Source organism: Streptomyces sp. NPDC002580, assembly GCF_042889485.1.
Classification (GTDB): domain Bacteria; phylum Actinomycetota; class Actinomycetes; order Streptomycetales; family Streptomycetaceae; genus Streptomyces.
On record NZ_JBIAQZ010000007.1, the window covers coordinates 151,973 to 168,228 of the forward strand.

The following is a 16,256-nucleotide window of genomic DNA, read 5'->3' on the forward strand; positions in this document are numbered from 1 at the left end:
GAGTGAGGTCTCACCGTCGTAGCGTTCGTGTGATCCGCCGCTACCATGCGGAAATGACGTCCATGCCCGTGTCCGAGCGCCTCGGCTCCCACCTCAAGCGGGCCGAGCAGGCCCTCGGCGCGACGAAGGCCGCGGTGCTCAAACCGGCCGGGGTGACCGTCGCCCAGTACTCGGCGCTGCTCAACCTCAGCGAGAACCCCGGGATCTCGGCCGCCGCGCTGGCCCGCCTCTGTCTGGTCACGCCGCCGACCATGAACACGGTCCTGAACAACCTTCAGAGCCGCGGCCTCATCGAGCGGACCCCGCACGCCTGGCACAAGAACGTCCTGGAGACCCGGCTCACCGACGAGGGCCGGACCGCCCTCACCGACGCCGACGCCCGCGCCGTACGGGTGGAGCGCGCGCTGGCCGCCGAGTTCACGGCCGAGGAGCGCGAGACGCTCACCGCCCTGCTCGGCCGGTGCGTCGCGCTCCTGGAGAAGGAACGCCCATAGAGCGTCTCCGGCGGAGACCCGTGACGCGGAGACCCGTCGGGAACGGCCGGAGCCGCGGACCCCGTGGAGGTCAGGCCCGGGCCATCCCCGTCTTGAGGCCCGCCCCGCACAGCGGCACCACGGCCTCCCGGTCGCCGAGCGCGCCCTCGCGGACCGCCGCCCAGCAGGCCGCCCCCGTGGACTCCACGTACAGTCCGCGTCCCGCGAGATCCGCCTGCGCGTGCCGGATCCGGTCCTCCGTCACGGTCAGGAAGGCGCCCCCGGAGGCGCGGACCGCGCGCAGGATCTGGCGGGCCCGGGGAGGGTTCGGGATCGCGATGCCCTCGGCGAGCGTGGGCGCCGTCGGGGTGGTGCCGACGAGCTCGTCCGCGCCCTCGGACCAGGCGTGCGCCAGCGGGGCCACCGCGGCCGACTGGACGGCGTACAGCGGGGGCCTGCGGTCGATCAGCCCGGCCGCGTGCAGTTCGGCCACGGCGAGGGCTGCGCCGAGGAGCAGGGTGCCGTTGCCGACCGGCACCACGATGACGTCCGGCAGGCGTCCGCCGAGGTCCTCCCAGAGTTCGTGGACGTACGTCTTCGTGCCGTGCAGGAAGTACGGGTTGAAGACGTGCGAGGCGTAGAACACGCCCTCCTCGTCGGCCGCCTCCCGCGCCGCGCGTGCCGTCTCCTCGCGGTCCCCCTCGACCACCCTCGGCCGCGCCCCGTGCGCCTCGATCTGCTCCAGCTTCTTCGCGGAGGTGCCCTCGGGGACGTACACCGTGCAAGGGAGCCCGGCCCGCGCGCAGTACGCGGCGATCGCCGTGCCCGCGTTGCCGCTGCTGTCCGCGAGCACCTGCCGGGGCCCGAGCCGCAGCGCCAGCTCGGCCAGCAGGACGGCCCCGCGGTCCTTGAACGACAGCGTGGGCATCAGGAAGTCGAGCTTGGCGGAGACACCGTCGCGAAGGCTCACCAGGGGCGTGCGCCCCTCGCCGAGGCTGACCGTCGGCGCGGCCAGCGGCAGGCACTCCGCGTACCGCCACAGCGAGTTCACCCGCCCGGTGAGGGACGCGAGAGGGGCCGGGGTCGGCGCGAAGTCCAGATCCAGCGGGCCGCGGCACAGGGGGCAGCACCAGGCGAGCGAGCCGGCCGGGACGCGGGTGCCGTCCGCCGGGCAGAAGCAGTCCCGCAGTGGAGTCATAGCCGCAGACTAGACGTGCCGCCTGGTGACGAAGTGTCATGGAAACTTCCCGGCGCGGGTGTTGCGGTGGGGGCGCCCGGGTGCGAGCCTCTCGGCCGGGCGCGTCTCCCGCTCCGTCCGGTGCTCTGCGGTGTCCGCCCGGTTTTTTTCCGCGTCCCCGGTCCGGTGCTTCCCGACGCTCGTCGCCCCGTGCCGTCCATGGTCCGAGGGGGCGCGCGGAAGGCTTCCGTCACGTCCCGGGCCGCACCGTGCTTACGATGCGCGCAGCCATTCGTCAGTCGTACGCACGTTCCACCGTAGGTGGATGAGGAGCAAGGGAACTCGTGGCCACACCACCGCCGCCCGGGCCGCAGCAGCCAGAGGGACAGAATCCGCCGCCGGGCGCTCCCGTGCCGGGGGCACCCGGTGTCCACCCGCCGCCGTATCCGCAGGTTCCCCACCCCCGCGGCCCCCAGCAGGACGGCCCGTACCAGGGGGGTCCGTACCCGCAGGCCCCGTACCAGCAGGCTCCGTACCCGCAACCGCCGTACGCGGGGGGTCCGTACCAGGCCTGGGGGCAGGGCTACTCCCCGTACAACCGGCCGGCGCCCTTGAACGGGCTCGCGATCACGGCCCTGGTGCTCGGCATCCTCTGCTTCCTGCCCGCCGTCGGGCTGGTGCTCGGGATCGTGGCGCTCGTCCAGATCAAGAAGCGCGGGGAGCGGGGCACGGGGATGGCGGTGGGCGGCATGGTGATGTCGTCGATCGGGATCCTGCTGATCACGCTCATGGTCGCCTCCGGCGGAGCGGGTGCCTTCTGGGACGGCTTCAAGGAGGGGGCGGGCGGCGCCACGTTCTCGCTCGACAAGGGTGAGTGCTTCAACGCGCCGGGCGGCTCCCTGGAGGGCTTCGCCTACGACGTCGACAAGGTGCCGTGCGCCGAGAAGCACGACGCCGAGGTGTTCGCGGCGCTCACCCTGGACGGTGACGCCTACCCCGGCGACTCCGAGGTCGCCGACGAGGCCGACGACAAGTGCTACGCGCGCACGGACACGTACGCGATGGACGGCTGGGCCGTCCCGGACAACGTCGACGTCTACTACTTCACGCCGACCCGGCAGAGCTGGCGCCTGGGCGACCACGAGATCACCTGCATGTTCGGGAACACCGACGAGCGGGGCACCCTGATCGGTTCGCTGCGCCAGGACGCCACGACACTCGACGCCGACCAGCTCGCCTACCTGCAGGCCGCTCGGGTCCTGAACACGGCGATGGACTCGGCACCCGACAAGGAGTACGTCGAGGAGGACCTCCCGGGCCACAAGAAGTGGGCCGGCCGGGTCTCGAAGGCACTCGCCGAGCAGGCGGACCTGCTCCGCGGTCACACCTTCGCCCCCGCCGCCGACCGGCGCGTCGACGCCCTGGTCAAGGAACTCGACAGGTCCCGCAAGGAGTGGGTGAAGGCCGCCGACGCGCCGGACGCGGACACCTTCTACACCCATTACGAGAAGGGCCTGAAGCTCATCGACCCCAAGGTGACGGTCACCACCCGCGAGGCTCTGGGGCTCGCCACCACCCCGCCGAAGTACGACACCGGCGTCGGCAATGGTGGCGATGGCGAAGGCTCCGCCGGAATGGATGTGTGACGGCGGCCACAGCGGGGAGAAAGTGCCTGCGTAATGCCCTCAGGGGGCTTGCTTCATCACATCGAGTGATTCTCTGGCCTTTGCTTGCATGGCACAACCCACGGTTGCCACGCTGTTGCTGTCTGTACAACCTGATGGGAGCGGCTAAGTGACTTTCGGTGAGCAGCCGGCGTACTTGCGTGTCGCGGGTGATCTCCGCAAGAAGATCGTCGACGGCTCGCTGCCACCGCACACCCGCCTCCCCTCGCAGGCCAGGATCCGCGAGGAGTACGGCGTCTCCGACACGGTGGCGCTGGAGGCGCGCAAGGTGCTGATGGCCGAGGGCCTGGTCGAGGGCCGCTCCGGGTCGGGCACCTACGTCCGGGAGCGGCCGGTGCCGCGCCGGGTGGCCCGGTCCGGGTACCGGCCGGACAGCGGCACCACTCCCTTCCGGCAGGAGCAGGCCGACCTCGCCGTGCGGGGCACCTGGGAGTCCCGCAGCAGGCAGGTCGAGGCGAGCGGCGCGATCGCCGAGCGCCTCGCCGTCCAGCCGGGCGACCGCGTGATGTGCACGAACTACGTCTACCGGGACGGCGGCGAGGCGATGATGCTCTCCACGTCCTGGGAGCCGCTCGCCGTCACCGGGCGGACGCCGGTGATGCTCCCCGAGGAGGGCCCGCTCGGCGGCATGGGTGTCGTCGAGCGCATGGCGGCCATCGACGTGATCGTGGACAACGTCACCGAGGAGGTGGGCGCGCGGCCCGGCCTCGCCGAGGAACTCCTCGCGCTGGGCGGTGTGCCCGGGCACGTGGTCGTCGTCATCCAGCGGACCTTCTACGCCTCGGGCCGGCCGGTGGAGACGGCGGACGTGGTGGTCCCGGCGGACCGGTACCGGATCGCCTACCACCTGCCCGTGAAGTGACCACGCGTCACTTTCCTGCGGCGGCCGGTCTGTCGGTGTCTCGTCGCGGGGCGTTCCGTCCGGCGGTGCCGGCTCCGGCCCCCGTGGTCGCGTCGTAGCCGGCGTGCCCCGGTGTGGACCACCGGGGCACGGAGCCCGGGTGTGGTGGCCGGTGTGCGCGGTCCCATGGGTGAGGGTGGGGTGCCTGGGCGCCCTGTCGACGGGCGTGGCGGTCCTGTTGAGGCGCGGCACGGGGGTGTGCGCCTCAACGGGACCGCCCGGCAACCCGGTTGGAATCTGGCCTTTCTCGGGCGGTGGACCGAGGGGGGATTTCGACCTGTTCGAGGGCGCGCGGAGGGTGATGGGCGGCGTGTTCGACGGCGTGCGTCCCTCGCGCGGACGTTCCCTACTGGCCGGTTGCGTACCTCTTTGTGAGAAGCCGCATTCGCAGCGTGAAGGTTAGGCGTAGGGTCGGGCATATGCGGATTGCGGTTTCGTCGGCGTGCGGGGTCAGGCGGGGGCCCGGGTCGGGAAGTGGAGGGGCGGGATGAACGACAGCACGATCACTCTTCCCTGGCTCGTCATACGGCAGGACGACAACGGCAATCGCTATCGCGTGGGCAGGTACGCGACCCGTGCCGAGGCCCAGAAGATCGCGGACAGCCTCGACGCCCGCGGGCACAAACAGCTCTACTGGGTCGAGCGGATCGGGCAGAACGGAAGCCTGTGATCCGCCCCGCCCGGAGTGCCGTCCCGCTCCCGTAGGCTCCGGCGCATGACGGAACGGATCGTGGTGGTCGCAGCCGCCCTGATGTCCGGAGGACGCCTGCTCGCGGCGCGCCGCAGCGCGCCCCCCGAACTCGCCGGGCGCTGGGAACTGCCGGGCGGCAAGGTCGAGCCGGGCGAGACCCCCGAGAGCGCCCTCGTGCGTGAGCTGCGCGAAGAGCTCGGCGTCGAGGCGCGGACGCTGGAGCGCGTCCCCGGCGAGTGGCCGCTGAAGCCGGGATACGTACTGGTCGTGTGGGCCGCCCGACTGCTGCCCGGCTCGGCCGGACCCGCGCCGCTGGAGGATCACGACGAGCTGCGCTGGCTGACCCCCGCGGAGATCTGGGACGTGGACTGGCTGGACCAGGACGTGCCGGCGGTCAAGGGCGTGTTGCCGTGGCTCGACCCGAGCGCGTGAGGTGCTCGGTGCGCGGGGCGTACGCCGTTCGCGCCACAGGGCGGCACGCGGCGCGGTAAAGCATCCCGAATATCGGGTATGGGGCCATTAACCCCACGAAACCGGACATGGGTGGGTTCCTGGTCGGGGAAGTGATCGGCTTGATCGACACCGAAGGCGCCTGTGCCGAGTGGACGTTTCCCGCGGAGCCGGGCGCGGTCCGCGCCGCCCGCGCCGTCGTTCGGGGGCGGCTGCGCGACTGGGATCTCGATTCCCTCGGAGACATCGCCGCGCTGCTGGTCAGCGAACTGGTGACGAACTCGCTCCGGCACGCCACGGGCCCGATCGGCGTCCGCCTGGTCCGTCCCGAGAACGGGTCGGGCGCGCTGCGCGTCGAGGTCTCCGACCCGCTTCCGGACCCGCCCCGCGAACGGGCCGCCGACGCCTCGGACGAGAGCGGCCGCGGGCTCCAGCTGGTGGCCGGCTCGTGCCGGCGCTGGGGCACCCGGCCCGGAGACACCGGCAAGACCGTCTGGTTCGAACTCGCCGTGCCGGGCTGGGACGCGCCGGGCTGAGACAGGGTGGGCCGAGACGCGCTGACCTGAGCGCGCGGGGCCGGGACGTCCGGCGGCGGTCGGCCGGTTCGGGTCGTCGACGCGTGCCGCATTGTTTGATTCGACGGGGCGCCACCTGGTTAGAAGACTGGGAGTATGTCGCGGCCGGTCCAAAAACCATCGGGACCGTGCTGTGATCGTGAACACCGTGTCGTGCGGCGCCGTAGTGCTGGATACTGCGGGCAGCCGCCCCCGGTGACCGGTGCCGGGCGCGGTGAGCTGGAGGGGACGGTTCGCGTGAGCGAGATACCAGCGAAGGCCACAGGGTCCGAGGACCCGTCGGACGGCGCGAGGGCTGATGCGGTGGGCGGTCTCGCGCGCGTGGTCGGCGGCGGGGACGCGGGCGACGCCCCGGGTGAAGGGGCTGTTTCGGCGACGGCCGACCTGGTCGGCGAGGCGGCCGGCGACGCGTTCGGCGACGTGCCGGGTGACCTGCCGGGCGACGTGATGTGGCAGAGCAGCCCGCCCGGTTCGATCTACGACTACATCAAGGTCGCCTCCTTCTCCATCGGTGCCGACGGGCTGGTGAACCAGTGGAGTCTGCGGGCCGAGCAGATCTTCGGCATCCCGGCGGACCGGGCCGTCGGCCTGGACCCCATCGAGGCGTTCGTCCCCGCGGACCGGCGCGAGTCCGGCCAGCGGAAGATGGCGGAGATCCTGGACGGCCGGGAGTGGACCGGTCTGGTGCCGTTCCGGGTGCCCGCCTCCGAGGACGCGGCCGAGGGCACCGGGGAGGGCCTCGCCGAGGTCTATGTGATGCCCACCGTGACCGAGGACGGCGAGCGGGCCGCCGTGTGCATCGTCGTGGACGTCCGCACCCTGCGCAGCATGGAGACGGACCTCGCCGCCTCGCAGGCGATTTTCGGTCAATCTCCCTTCGGTTTCCTGCTGATCGACCTGGATCTCCGGGTCCGGCGCGCCAACAAGCGGTTCGCCTCGATCTTCGGCGGCAGCGTCGACGAGCACCGCGGCAGGGGCGTCGAGGACTACCTCCCGCGCTCGGAGGCCGAGCGCGTGACGGCGGTTCTGCGCCGGGTCCTGGAGACCGGTGAATCCATCACGGACATGCACGTCACCGGGTACGTGCCCGGCTCCGACGAGCGCCGCCACTGGTCCATCAACCTCTACCGGGTGCACAGCGGGAGCGGCCGCCCCATCGGTGTCGCCTGGCTCGGCACCGACATCACCGCCCGCCGCGCCGCCGCCCGTGAAGCGGCCGCGGCACGGCGCAATCTCGCCCTCCTGAACGAGGCGGGCGCCCGCATAGGCAACTCCCTCGACCTGGAGACCACCGCCCGCGAACTCCTCGACGTCGTCGTCCCCGGCTTCTGCGACCTCGCGACGGTCGACCTGTACCAGGGTCTGCTGGCCGGCGACGAGGCACCGCCCGGCCTCGTGGACGGCAGCGCCGAGCTCCGCCGGGTCGCCTTCGCCAGCGCCGTCTCGGACGCGCCGTTCGCCGGTGGCCCGGAGCCCGTCGCCGTCGGCGCGGTCCACCACTTCCCGTTCAACTCGCCCTGCGCGGACGCCCTGCGCACCGCCCGGCCGCAGCACCTCCCCGCCGAAGAGGGCGGCCTCATCCAGTCCACGCTCGCCGTCCCGATGGTCGCCCACGACACGGTGGTGGGCCTCGCCCAGTTCTCCCGCACGAAGGGCAGCGAGCCCTTCGGGGAGCGCGACCGGGCCCTGGCCGTGGAACTGGCCGCCCGCGCGGCCGTCTGCATCGACAACGCGCGCCTGTACCGCCGCGAGCACGAACGCGCCCTCATCCTCCAGCGGTCCCTGCTGCCCCCGGGCGACCCGGAGGCCTCCGGCCTCGACATCGCCTGCCGCTACCTGCCGGGCAACGCGGCGACGGAGGTCGGCGGCGACTGGTTCGACGTCATCGAACTCCCCGGCCACCGCACGGCCCTCGTCGTGGGCGACGTGATGGGCCGCGGGCTGCGCGCCGCCGTGGCGATGGGTGAACTCCGCACCGCCGTACGCACCTTGGCGCTGCTCGATCTCGAACCCGCCGAAGTGCTCTCGGCGCTGGACGAGATCGCGCGCGGCCTCGGCACCCCCGGCGGGGTCCAGCAGGCCACCCGCGCGGCCCGCCAGCCCCGCGACGCCGACCTCTCCGAGGTGTACCTCGCGACCTGTGTGTACGCCGTCTACGACTCGGTGACCCGCCGGTGCACCTTCGCCAACGCGGGCCATCTGCCCCCCGTGCTGGTCGAGCCGGGGGAGAGCGCGCTGATGCTCGACGTGCCGCCCGGGATGCCGCTCGGGGTGGGCGGCGAGCCCTTCGAGGAGGTGGAGGTCGAACTGGCCGAAGGCGCGCTTCTGGCGCTCTACACGGATGGACTGGTCGAATCGCGCGACCACCCCCTCGACGAGGGACTCCAGGCCTTCGTGAGCGCCCTCACCGACCCCTCCAGCCCCCTGGAGGACGTCTGCGACCACGTCCTGAACACCCTCGACACCCACCACGGCGAGGACGACATCGCCCTGCTCATGGCCCGTGTCCAGGGCCTGCCCGCCGACTCCGTCGGCGACTGGACCCTGCCGCGCGAGCCGCGCAGCGTGGGGCGGGCCCGTGAGCACGCGCGCACCCAGCTCGTCGCCTGGGACCTCGAACCGCTCGTCGACACGACGGAACTGCTGGTCAGCGAGCTGGTGACCAACGCCCTGCGGTACGGCGAGGGCGAGATCAGGCTGCGGCTGCTCCTCGACCGCACGCTCGTGTGCGAGGTCTGGGACGCCGGCCTCGTCCAGCCGCGCCGCCGCCGGGCCCGCGACACCGACGAGGGCGGGCGGGGGCTTCAGCTGGTCGGGCTCCTCTCCGCCGCGTGGGGCTCGCGCCGGACCCCGCGGGGCAAGACCGTGTGGTTCGAACTCCCGCTGCCGGACGGGGAGACGGGACTCACCGATCCGGCGGAGGCGTTGCTGAGCCTGTTCTGAGGCCGACCGGGGGGCCGGACGGGCCGTGGGCCGATCCGTGCGGGTGCCGTCGGCCGGGCCCGTGCGGATCCGGATTCAGGTTCCGGCTCCTGCTCAGGTTCCCGGTCGGGTTCTGGCTTCCGTTCAGGTGCCGGTGCTAGTGCCGGTTCCGGTTCCGGTTCCGCTGAAGGATGCCGCCCGGCGTCCCCTGGTGTGCGGTCCGCCGTAACTCACCGGGCCCGCACCGTCGTCCAGGAGGATCCCGCCGAGTACCGCGCCGCCCGCTCCGGTGTCGTCGTGATCGCCCCCGGGATGGCCGTACGCCCGTACGTCCCGCTCGGCGAGTCGGCGTGCCTCCCGGGCGAGCTCGTCGGCCCGTCGCACCGCGACGAGGGTGGTGGGCCCCGGTCCGAGCAGCCGGTCCGCCTCGGCCAGCCGTGTCCGGGCCTCGCAGGCCACGGCCCCGCGGTGCGTACCGATGTAGTCCGCCGCCCCGGCGAGCGCGCTGTGCGCGGGGAGCAGCGCGTGGGCGCGCTCGCCGAGTACGTCGTCGCCCCCCGCCCCGGCGAGGAGCGCACCCGCCTCGGCCACCCGGCGCAGCGCGTCCAGCGGATCGTACGGTCCGGCCGCCGTCTCGCGGCGCACCCCGGACAGCAGCACCCCGGCCCGCCCGAACGGCCCGGTGCGACCACCGGTGTCCTTGTCGGTCCCCTCGGCCGGCGGGAGTTCGCCGGCCGCGCCCAGTGCGGCCTCCGCCGCCGAGAGCGCCGCGGGCAACTCCGCGGCCGCCGAGGCCAGTTCTCCGGCCAGCCGGTCCACGCCGTCCACCAGCACGGCTGCCTGCTGCACGGCCCCCTCCGCCGCCCTCAGGTGCGCGGCGGCCCGCGCGCTGTCGCCCCGGTCCGCGTACCGACGCGCCCGGTCGAGGTGGCGCGTGGTGAACACGAGCCGGTCCTTGGCCTGTTCGACGTCGCCGACGACCGGGAACGACGCCGTGGGGGCGTATCGCCGGTGGAGTTCGGCGAGTTCGGCCGCGGCGGCCGGGGTGCGCCCGGCCAGTTCCCGGAAGCGGGTCCCGGCGGACTCCAGCGCGGCCGGCGTGTTCCGCTCCAGCGCCCGGAGCTGGTCGAACCCCGGGGCCGCCGCGTCCAGCCGCCGCCCGGCGTCCCGGCACCGGGCGACGATCTCCTCCAGCACCCGGCGGCTGCCGCCGGCGCCCTTCCCCACGCCCGCGTCCGCTTCGTCGAGACGCTGCCGAAGCCGGAAGGCCGCGGCGAGTTCGGCCGCCGCGTACGTGAGCGCGTCGGCGTAGGGCTCGGCTGCCTCGTGCGTCGAACGGGCGGCGGCGATGTCGAGCTCCTCGGCGCCGGTGCGCACGCAGTTGTCGATGTCGACGAGCGACCGCTTCGCCAGCAGGTCGAGTTCGCGCAGGGATATGACCCCTCCGCCGTCGCCCCCGGGCGTCGTCCGTGTCGTCGCCCGCCGCCTGCGACGCGTGTACGTGTACGCGGCCAGCACGCCCGCGGCGCCGACCGCGACGAGAGGCGGCACGAGATCACCCGTCTCCGTCCCGTCCTCCGAGGCCGCGGCCGGGGCGGTCGCCTCCGCGCTCCGCGCCACGGCTGGCCCGTCACCCGATCCCGCCCGCGCCAGTGGCAGGACCAGCCACCCCACCGCGATCAGCCCCCCGAGCACGGCGTGCGCGACCCGCACGGCGCTGTGCGACGGGGCCCGGCGCGACCGGCTTCGACTCAGGGACGACGTCACATTTGGGAGCGTATGGCCGTTCGAGCGCCGCCGCGACCGGGATACGGGAAGGGGGGAGCGCCTAAGGTACGGAAGGCGCGGGGGCGTACGGGAGGGGTGCGGGGGATGGGCGTGGGGCATCAGGACGACTCGACGAACCAGACGGAGGCCGCACCGGACGCCCGGCGCCCGGAAGCGGCCCCCGGCCGGGGCCCGTTGCCCGCCGTCCGGGCCGCCTGGGGCCGTGCCGCCCGGGGCTGGCGGCACCCGCGGCTGCGGCTGCCGAAACGGGTCGCCCTCGGGGCCGTCCTCGTCCTGCTGATCCCCGTTCTCGCCGCGGGAGTCGCCCTCCGGGTGAACTACGCGGGCGATCCGGCGCCCGGGACCCAGACCAGGAACCGGGACGCGATCTGGCTCGGGCACGCCTGGGTGGACGGGCGGAAGGACGAGGCGGACGTCGAGGCGCTCGCGGTCCGCCTTCGGGGCACCGGAATCCGGGACCTGTACGTGCACGCCGGGCCGCTGGAGCACGACGGCTCGCTGCCGGCGACGGCCTACCCGTCCGCCGGCCGGCTCGTCACGGCGGTGCACCGGCACCTGAAGGGCGTACGGGTCCAGGCCTGGCTGGGCGACGAACTGGCGACCGAGGGGCCGGACGGGCTGCGGCTGGAGCGGGCCGGGACGCGGGACGCCGTCGTACGGTCGGCCGGGGAGGTCCTGGACGCCGGGTTCGACGGCGTCCACTTCGACCTGGAGCCCCTCCACTCGGGCGACGCCCACTACCTCTCGCTCCTCGACGACCTGCGCGCGCTGACCCGCGCCCGGCACGTCCCGCTCTCCGTCGCCTCCCACCAGATCGACCCGCTCCCGCGCCTCCACTCCGTCGCCGGAACCCTCACCGGCCACCCCAAGTGGTGGTCCCAGGCGTACTTCGGGCAGGTGGCGCGCCGGGTCGACCAGATAGCCGTCATGTCGTACGACACCGCCATGCCGCTCCAGAGCCTGTACGGCGGTTACGTCGCCCAACAGACCTCCCTGGCACTGGAGGTCACCCCGGCGTCGACGGACCTGCTGATGGGCCTGCCGTTCTACCACGAGGACAAGCTCGGCCACTCCGCGTACGCCGAGACGGTCGAGGCGGCCGTCCGCGGAACCCGCCTCGGCCTCTCCCGGACGGACCGCACCCGCGAGCGCTTCGGAGTCGCCCTCTACGTGGACTTCGCCGCGACGGAGACCGACTGGACGGCGTACCGCCGGGGATGGGCCGGGCAGCGGTGACGACCGGGACGGTCGCCCCGCCCTCGGCTACGTCCGGCGCCTCCCGATCTTCGATCCCAGCCACACCAGCGGGTCGTACTTGCGGTCGACGGCCCGTTCCTTCAAGGGGATCAGCGCGTTGTCCGTGATCTTGATGCCCTCGGGGCAGACCTCCGTGCAGCACTTGGTGATGTTGCAGTAGCCCAGGCCGTGTTCGTCCTGGGCCGTGCGCTTGCGGTCCAGGCCGGACTCCGCCGCCGCGTCCAGCGGGTGCATGTCCAGCTCCGCCACCCGCATCAGGAAGCGCGGCCCGGCGAACGCCGGCTTGTTCTCCTCGTGGTCACGGACGACATGGCAGGTGTCCTGGCACAGGAAGCACTCGATGCACTTGCGGAACTCCTGCGACCGGTCGACGTCCTCCTGCATCATCCGGTACTCGCCCGCCGCGACCCCGGCGGGCGGTACGAAGGCGGGGACCTCCCGCGCCTTGTCGTAGTTGAAGCCCACGTCCGTCACCAGATCCCGGACGACCGGGAACGCGCGCAGCGGGGTGACGGTGATCGTCTCCTCCCGGGTGAACACCGACATCCGGGTCATGCACATCAGCCGCGGCCGGCCGTTGATCTCCGCCGAGCACGAACCGCACTTGCCCGCCTTGCAGTTCCAGCGCACGGCGAGGTCGGGGGCCTGGGTGGCCTGGAGCCGGTGGACGATGTCCAGCACCACCTCCCCCTCGTTGACCTCGACCTCGAAGTCCACGAGGTCGCCGCCCTTCACGTCCCCGCGCCACACCTTGAAGCGGGCCTCGTAGCTGCTCACTCGTAGAGCTCCTCTTCGGCGAGGTACTTGACCAGCTCCTCCTTCTCGAAGAGGGCGAGCAGGTCGGGGCGGATGGGTCGGGTCGTCTCGTTCACCAGGTCGATCTGTCCGGCCACCGGGTCGGTCGCCGCCAACCCGCCCGTGGGGTCGGTCAGCCGGCACAGCAGGTTGATCCGGCGCCAGGAGCGCTCCATCGCCGGATGGTCCTCGCGGGTGTGCCCGCCGCGCGACTCCGTGCGCTCCAGCGCCGCCCGGGCCACGCACTCGCTGACCAGGAGCATGTTGCGCAGGTCCAGGGAGAGGTGCCAGCCCGGGTTGAACTGGCGGTGGCCCTCCACCCCGGCCCGGCGGGCCCGCACCCGCAGCTCGGCGAGCTTCTCCAGGGCCTGCTCCATCTCGGCCTCGCGGCGGATGATGCCGACCAGGTCGTTCATGGTCTGCTGGAGTTCCTGGTGCAGCGTGTACGGGTTCTCGGGCGGGCGCGGGACGGGAGCCACGGCACCGTCGGCCGGAGCGGGCGCGGACTCCGGGCCCTCGGCCGAGAAGGGCCGCAGCGCCTCCGCCGCGGCCGCGTCGATCTGGACGTCGTCCAGGGGCGGGCGGGCGCCGTCCCCGGTGAGACCGGCCGCGTACTCCGCGGCGTGCCCCCCGGCCCGGCGTCCGAACACCAGGAGGTCGGAAAGGGAGTTGCCGCCCAGCCGGTTGGAGCCGTGCATGCCGCCCGCGACCTCACCGGCCGCGAACAGACCCGGCACCCCGCGGGCCGCCGCCGTGTCCGAGTCGACGGCGATGCCGCCCATCACGTAGTGGCAGGTGGGGCCGACCTCCATGGCCTCCGCCGTGATGTCGACGTCCGCCAGTTCCTTGAACTGGTGGTACATGGAGGGCAGCCGGCGCTTGATGATCTCGGCGGGCATGCGGGTCGACACGTCGAGGAAGACACCGCCGTGCGGCGATCCGCGGCCCGCCTTCACCTCGGAGTTGATCGCCCGGGCGACCTCGTCGCGCGGCAGCAGTTCCGGTGGGCGCCGGTTGTGGTCCGGGTCCTCGTACCAGCGGTCGCCCTCCTCCTCCGACTGCGCGTACTTCTCCTTGAAGACGTCGGGGATGTAGTCGAACATGAACCGCTTGCCCTCGGAGTTCCGCAGGACGCCGCCGTCGCCGCGCACCGACTCGGTGACGAGGATGCCCTTGACCGACGGCGGCCAGACCATGCCCGTCGGATGGAACTGCACGAACTCCATGTTCAGCAGCGGCGCCCCGGCGAGGAGCGCCAGCGCGTGCCCGTCGCCCGTGTACTCCCACGAGTTGGACGTCACCTTGAAGGACTTGCCGATGCCGCCGGTGGCGATCACGACGGAGGGTGCCTCCAGGACGAAGAAGCGCCCCGACTCGCGTTCGTAGCAGAAGGTCCCCGAGACCCGCTGTCCGTCCTTCAATATCCGCGTGACGGTGCACTCCTGATAGACCTTCAGGCGGGACTCGTAGTCGCCGGTCTCCTTCTTGTCCTCCTGCTGGAGGGACACGATCTTCTGCTGGAGCGTGCGGATCAGCTCGAGTCCGGTGCGGTCGCCGACGTGGGCGAGGCGCGGGTACTCGTGGCCGCCGAAGTTGCGCTGCGAGATCCGGCCGTCCTTCGTGCGGTCGAAGAGCGCTCCCCAGGTCTCCAGCTCCCACACCCGGTCCGGTGCCTCCCGGGCGTGCAGCTCGGCCATCCGCCACTGGTTGAGGAACTTGCCGCCGCGCATGGTGTCGCGGAAGTGGACCTCCCAGTTGTCGCCGGAGTTCACGTTGCCCATGGCGGCAGCGATGCCGCCCTCGGCCATCACCGTGTGGGCCTTGCCGAACAGAGACTTGCAGATCACCGCCGTCCGGGCGCCGCGCTCGCGTGCCTCGATGGCGGCCCGCAGCCCGGCGCCACCGGCACCGACCACGACGACGTCCCACTCCTGTCGGTCGACCACGGACATCAGAGAGTTCCACCCCATCTAGAAGAAGCGCGGATCGTCGAAGGCACCGGACGCGACCAGGTACACGTAGAAGTCGGCGACCGCCACGCTCACCAACGACGCCCAGGCGAGCAGCATGTGACGGGCGTTCAGCTTTCCGACCCACCGCCACATCCGGTACCGCACGGGATGCCTGGAGAAGTGCTTGAGCTTCCCGCCGACGATGTGCCGGCAGGAGTGACAGGAGAGGGTGTACGCCCAGATCAGCGTGATGTTGACCAGGAACACCAGGGAGCCGAGGCCCATGTGGCCCCACGCGTAGTGCTCGTCGCGGAAGGACAGCACGGTGTCGTACGTCAGGATGCCGGCGACGACGAGGGCCGCGTAGAAGAAGTACCGGTGGACGTTCTGGAGGATCAGCGGGAAGCGGGTCTCGCCGGTGTACTTCTTGTGCGGCTCGGCGACCGCGCAGGCCGGAGGGCTCGCCCAGAAGCCCCGGTAGTAGGCCTTGCGGTAGTAGTAGCAGGTCAGCCGGAAGCCGAGCGGGAAGATCAGGATGATGATCGCGGGGGAGATGCCCCACCAGCTCCCGAACAGGTCCGCGTTCGGTCCGGCGCGCATGGTCCCGCACCGCTCGGCCAGGCAGGGCGAGTAGAACGGCGAGACGTACGGCGCCGCGTAGTAGTGCGTGTCCGAGAAGGCCCGCCAGGTCGAGTACACGACGAAGGCCAGCAACCCGGCCGCGGTGGCGGCGGGCGCCAGCCACCAGCGGTCGGTCCGCAGATGCGGGGCGGCGATCGCGGCGCGTGTACCGGTTCGTACACCGCCGCTGTTCAGATGGGGTTCCGTACCAGTGGCCAACTTCGCACTCCGGTCGGGTTCGGGGGCGCGCCGGGTTCTGGGGCGCTCAGTGGGCGGGACCGTGGTGCGCGCCGAGACCCTCGTCGTCGGCGTCGGTCCACAGGGAGCTGTCGTACGGGGTGTCGGAGATGGACACCAGGTCGGGCAGCCGGCCGGCCGGGGGTCCGGCCCGTCCGGGCGCGGCCGACGGCATGGAGAAGGGGGGCGCGGTGGCCTCGCGCAGCAGGGCGACGCTCTCGCGCAGATGGTCGGCGTCGGCGCGCACGCGGCGTATCTCCAGACCCGCGCCCATCTGCTGTTCCAGGCGTCGCACCGATCGTTGCAGATCGTCGAGGCAGCGCTGTACCGATGTCAGGTCGTCGTGAACGGACATGACTTGCCCTCACTTCCGCGGGCCCCGCGGCCCCAGGCGGCGACGTTCATGCGCCTGCGAGTGTTGCGCGTCACACGCACCCGTGTGAAGGCGTGTGCACGGATTGAGGGCTCGCACGATCCAGAACGCGCCGCGCGCGCCGTCCTTCTTCTCCGCGCGCCGACGGTCTTGCGGGCGCGCCGTCCGTCCTTCCCGCGCGCCGGGGCCCGTGCCGGGTCCGGTGCCGGGCACCCCGCCGGGCCACGGCGGGCGCCGCCGGATTGCGCCGCACGGGTGGGGTTCCGCCCGCGTGCCGCCGTGTCGCCGCTTCCGCCCGGCCGGGCTCCCCTTCAGTGGGCGCATACATCAGATCAGCTCCAAATACGGCTAAACGGGAA

General features: G+C 72.6%; 14 protein-coding genes. 8 read left to right on the top strand and 6 right to left on the bottom strand.

All coding sequences use genetic code 11. The features are described from left to right. Positions 1-53 precede the first annotated feature (53 nt). Positions 54-494 (top strand): MarR family winged helix-turn-helix transcriptional regulator, encoded by a 441-nt coding sequence (locus ACFYW7_RS22265; protein ID WP_389504932.1) that lies wholly within the window; start codon positions 54-56, stop codon positions 492-494. Between the two features lie 70 nt (positions 495-564). Here ACFYW7_RS22265 and ACFYW7_RS22270 read toward each other — a convergent pair whose 3' ends face one another. Beyond that, on the bottom strand, positions 565-1,671 hold the full coding sequence (locus ACFYW7_RS22270; RefSeq protein ID WP_389504934.1) for a threonine synthase: 1,107 nt from the start codon (positions 1,669-1,671) through the stop codon (positions 565-567). Between the two features lie 323 nt (positions 1,672-1,994). Here ACFYW7_RS22270 and ACFYW7_RS22275 point away from each other — a divergent pair, with 323 nt between their 5' ends. The 6 genes from ACFYW7_RS22275 (at position 1,995) to ACFYW7_RS22300 (ending at position 8,895) form a co-directional block, all read left to right on the top strand. Beyond that, positions 1,995-3,296, top strand: coding sequence for a DUF4190 domain-containing protein (locus ACFYW7_RS22275; RefSeq protein ID WP_389504936.1), 1,302 nt, complete (start codon positions 1,995-1,997; stop codon positions 3,294-3,296). Positions 3,297-3,444: 148 nt separating this feature from the next. Next, a complete protein-coding gene (locus ACFYW7_RS22280) occupies positions 3,445-4,197 on the top strand; it encodes a GntR family transcriptional regulator (RefSeq protein WP_389504938.1) in 753 nt (250 codons plus the stop codon). A gap of 526 nt (positions 4,198-4,723) precedes the next feature. Beyond that, on the top strand, positions 4,724-4,906 hold the full coding sequence (locus ACFYW7_RS22285; protein WP_389504940.1) for an SPOR domain-containing protein: 183 nt from the start codon (positions 4,724-4,726) through the stop codon (positions 4,904-4,906). A 45-nt stretch (positions 4,907-4,951) separates the two neighbouring features. Then, positions 4,952-5,359: a (deoxy)nucleoside triphosphate pyrophosphohydrolase gene (locus tag ACFYW7_RS22290; RefSeq protein ID WP_389504942.1), complete on the top strand. Its 408-nt coding sequence runs from the start codon at positions 4,952-4,954 to the stop codon at positions 5,357-5,359. Positions 5,360-5,466: 107 nt separating this feature from the next. Further along, on the top strand, positions 5,467-5,913 hold the full coding sequence (locus tag ACFYW7_RS22295) for an ATP-binding protein (protein WP_389504944.1): 447 nt from the start codon (positions 5,467-5,469) through the stop codon (positions 5,911-5,913). A gap of 276 nt (positions 5,914-6,189) precedes the next feature. Beyond that, a complete protein-coding gene (locus ACFYW7_RS22300; protein WP_389504946.1) occupies positions 6,190-8,895 on the top strand; it encodes a SpoIIE family protein phosphatase in 2,706 nt (901 codons plus the stop codon). Between the two features lie 123 nt (positions 8,896-9,018). Here ACFYW7_RS22300 and ACFYW7_RS22305 read toward each other — a convergent pair whose 3' ends face one another. Continuing rightward, entirely contained in the window at positions 9,019-10,641 is a 1,623-nt protein-coding gene (locus ACFYW7_RS22305; RefSeq protein WP_389504948.1) for a hypothetical protein, read from the bottom strand. A gap of 105 nt (positions 10,642-10,746) precedes the next feature. Between ACFYW7_RS22305 and ACFYW7_RS22310 the strand changes: the two genes are divergently transcribed. Next, the gene (locus ACFYW7_RS22310) at positions 10,747-11,898 is read left to right on the top strand and encodes a hypothetical protein (protein ID WP_389504950.1); all 1,152 of its coding nucleotides are present in this window, start codon (positions 10,747-10,749) and stop codon (positions 11,896-11,898) included. Positions 11,899-11,925: 27 nt separating this feature from the next. On the opposite strand, the gene ACFYW7_RS22315 is transcribed toward ACFYW7_RS22310, so the two are convergent. From ACFYW7_RS22315 to ACFYW7_RS22330, 4 genes are read right to left on the bottom strand one after another with little or no spacing between them, the layout of a single operon-like run. Continuing rightward, positions 11,926-12,696 (bottom strand): succinate dehydrogenase/fumarate reductase iron-sulfur subunit, encoded by a 771-nt coding sequence (locus ACFYW7_RS22315; RefSeq protein ID WP_389504952.1) that lies wholly within the window; start codon positions 12,694-12,696, stop codon positions 11,926-11,928. Beyond that, positions 12,693-14,666 carry a fumarate reductase/succinate dehydrogenase flavoprotein subunit gene (locus tag ACFYW7_RS22320; RefSeq protein ID WP_389504954.1) on the bottom strand — a complete coding sequence of 658 codons (1,974 nt, stop codon included), beginning with the start codon at positions 14,664-14,666 and terminating at the stop codon, positions 12,693-12,695. The genes ACFYW7_RS22315 and ACFYW7_RS22320 overlap by 4 nt, the downstream gene beginning before the upstream one ends. Positions 14,667-14,684: 18 nt before the next feature. Continuing rightward, complete coding sequence (locus tag ACFYW7_RS22325; RefSeq protein WP_389504956.1) at positions 14,685-15,506, bottom strand: hypothetical protein; 822 nt, start codon at positions 15,504-15,506, stop codon at positions 14,685-14,687. A 46-nt stretch (positions 15,507-15,552) separates the two neighbouring features. Further along, on the bottom strand, positions 15,553-15,879 hold the full coding sequence (locus ACFYW7_RS22330) for a hypothetical protein (protein ID WP_389504958.1): 327 nt from the start codon (positions 15,877-15,879) through the stop codon (positions 15,553-15,555). Between the last annotated feature and the right edge of the window lie 377 nt (positions 15,880-16,256).

Excerpts from the sequence above, each read along its gene's own strand:
- ACFYW7_RS22295 (WP_389504944.1), top strand. The coding sequence starts at position 5,467 with ATGGGTGGGTTCCTGGTCGGGGAAGTGATCGGCTTGATCGACACCGAA.
- ACFYW7_RS22265 (WP_389504932.1), top strand. The coding sequence starts at position 54 with ATGACGTCCATGCCCGTGTCCGAGCGCCTCGGCTCCCACCTCAAGCGG.
- ACFYW7_RS22320 (WP_389504954.1), bottom strand. The coding sequence starts at position 14,666 with ATGTCCGTGGTCGACCGACAGGAGTGGGACGTCGTCGTGGTCGGTGCC.
- ACFYW7_RS22330 (WP_389504958.1), bottom strand. The coding sequence starts at position 15,879 with ATGTCCGTTCACGACGACCTGACATCGGTACAGCGCTGCCTCGACGAT.
- ACFYW7_RS22270 (WP_389504934.1), bottom strand. The coding sequence starts at position 1,671 with ATGACTCCACTGCGGGACTGCTTCTGCCCGGCGGACGGCACCCGCGTC.
- ACFYW7_RS22285 (WP_389504940.1), top strand. The coding sequence starts at position 4,724 with ATGAACGACAGCACGATCACTCTTCCCTGGCTCGTCATACGGCAGGAC.
- ACFYW7_RS22310 (WP_389504950.1), top strand. The coding sequence starts at position 10,747 with ATGGGCGTGGGGCATCAGGACGACTCGACGAACCAGACGGAGGCCGCA.
- ACFYW7_RS22290 (WP_389504942.1), top strand. The coding sequence starts at position 4,952 with ATGACGGAACGGATCGTGGTGGTCGCAGCCGCCCTGATGTCCGGAGGA.